We start from the raw sequence: 1,765 nt of genomic DNA on the forward strand, positions 1-1,765 counted from the left end.
CTCGACGCGCAGAACAACAGCTCCGCCAACGGAACCCGCCTGCAGATCTGGGACTGCTTCGCCGGCGCCAACCAGCGCTGGACACTCCCCTGACGAATTGACCGGAGCGCCCCGCCCGTCCTTAACGGGCGGGGCGCTCCGGCGTCCGGGCTACGACTCGATCAGGGAGCGATCTCGGTCCACTGCTGAGGCCCGGTGGTGAGCTGGCAGAACTGCATGATGACCGCCCGGTTCACACCCGTGGTGGACAGGCAGAGGTTCCGGCTCTGATTGGTCCAGGCGCCCTTGTTCTTGTAGGTCTTCGTGCCGTTGCTGTTGGTGAAGATCTGCCACAGCTGGTAGTCGCCGCTGTTGCAGGCCACCCACCAGGCTGACTGCGAGCTGTGGTTGCCGCGGCTGTCGAGGCAGTACCCCCACCCGTTCTGGAACTTCACCTGGGGCTGCCTGTCATAGGTGCCCTTGTCCTCAATCGTGAAGACCTCCATGAGGCTGGTGTTGCGCAGCCACGCCTCGGACGACGAGCCGGGGACCCCCGTGCTCAGGTCGGCGGGGCTGTACTGCTTGTTACGCAGTCCCCGCTCACGGTTGGCGGCGAAGGCCGGCCCCGCCATGGCGACCACGGCCACGATGCCGGTGACGAAGGCGGCGGTCAGGGTGCGGGCTCTCGATGAGCGCAAGGTCTCTCCCCGTAAATCGTATACGATCTGACGGGCGAAAGATTATCGATCAAGTTCACTTCCCGCTGCCCCGCATTCTGTGACCCAGCACACACATGCGGCTCATCCTCCCGGGCAGGTGTACCGGCCGCGTCAATGGCCGCGGAACGCCTCCTCCAGCCACCACGACGGGTGGCCCGCCGCGACCTTCAGGTCGACGACCATCGGCACGTCGCGAGGGCCCGCCACCCACGAAGCGACCGGGGCCAGGTCGGCCTCGGAGCGGACCGTGACTCCGGCGCAGCCGTATCCGCGGGCGATCGACGCCAGGTCGGTGTCCGGGAAGACGACGGTGTCGAGGGGGTGGCCGTGCGGGCCGAAGTGGTGGACCTCGGCGCCGTACGCGTCGTCGTTGTAGACCACGATCAGCATGCCGAGGCCGAGCCGCCGGACGGTCTCCAGCTCGGCGATGCTCATGAGGAACCCACCGTCGCCGCAGGCCGCGACGGGCAGGCGGTCCGGGACGGCCAGGGCGGCTCCGAGGGCGCTGGCGAGCCCGAGGCCCACCGACTGGAAGGCCTGTGTGAAGCAGAACCCGCGGTGGTCCGGCACCGAGAGAAACATCGACGGATATCCCATGAAATTGCCGGAGTCGACGGCTACCACCCGCGACGCGGGCAGCAGGTCATCGAGAGCGATGCTCGCCACCCGCGGGTCGATATGCCGGGAATCTCCCAGATCCTCGAAGGGCACATCCCGCCATCGCCCCAGGGAAGCAAGCCGATCCCGAACAGCGTCACTCCGATAACCACGCGAGGAGACACCGGTAACCGCGCGAGCCGTAGCGGCTACGTCCCCCACCACGGCCAGGTCAACCCGATGATGAGCACCCAGTGCGTCCGGTGAGAGATCGACCTGCACCACGACAGCCTCCGGCGACACCAGCGCACCGTGCCGGCTGGTCCACATGTTCAAGGCGGCACGGCGGTCCAGCTCTACGACTGCAACGGCACCACCGCGCAGACGTGGACGGTCGGCACCGACGGCACGATCCGGGCCCTCGGCAAGTGCCTCGACGTCGCCGCCGCCGGCACCGCGAACGGCTCACT

At 67.8% G+C, this 1,765-nt stretch carries 3 protein-coding genes; 1 reads left to right on the forward strand and 2 read right to left on the reverse strand.

The features are described 5' to 3' along the window. Positions 1 to 161: 161 nt before the first annotated feature. Together AB0M02_RS46700 and AB0M02_RS46705 are read right to left on the reverse strand one after the other, a co-directional pair. Positions 162 to 677, reverse strand: a complete 516-nt coding sequence (locus AB0M02_RS46700; RefSeq protein WP_364238989.1) for a hypothetical protein — start codon at positions 675 to 677, stop codon at positions 162 to 164. Positions 678 to 809: 132 nt separating this feature from the next. Beyond that, entirely contained in the window at positions 810 to 1,364 is a 555-nt protein-coding gene (locus AB0M02_RS46705; protein WP_364238990.1) for a thiamine pyrophosphate-dependent enzyme, read from the reverse strand. 243 nt (positions 1,365 to 1,607) lie between these two features. Between AB0M02_RS46705 and AB0M02_RS46710 the strand changes: the two genes are divergently transcribed. Beyond that, positions 1,608 to 1,765: ricin-type beta-trefoil lectin domain protein (locus tag AB0M02_RS46710; RefSeq protein ID WP_364238991.1), on the forward strand; the 158-nt coding region annotated here is incomplete at its 3' end.

It is taken from the genome of Actinoplanes sp. NPDC051861, from assembly GCF_040681145.1.
Lineage (GTDB): Bacteria > Actinomycetota > Actinomycetes > Mycobacteriales > Micromonosporaceae > Actinoplanes.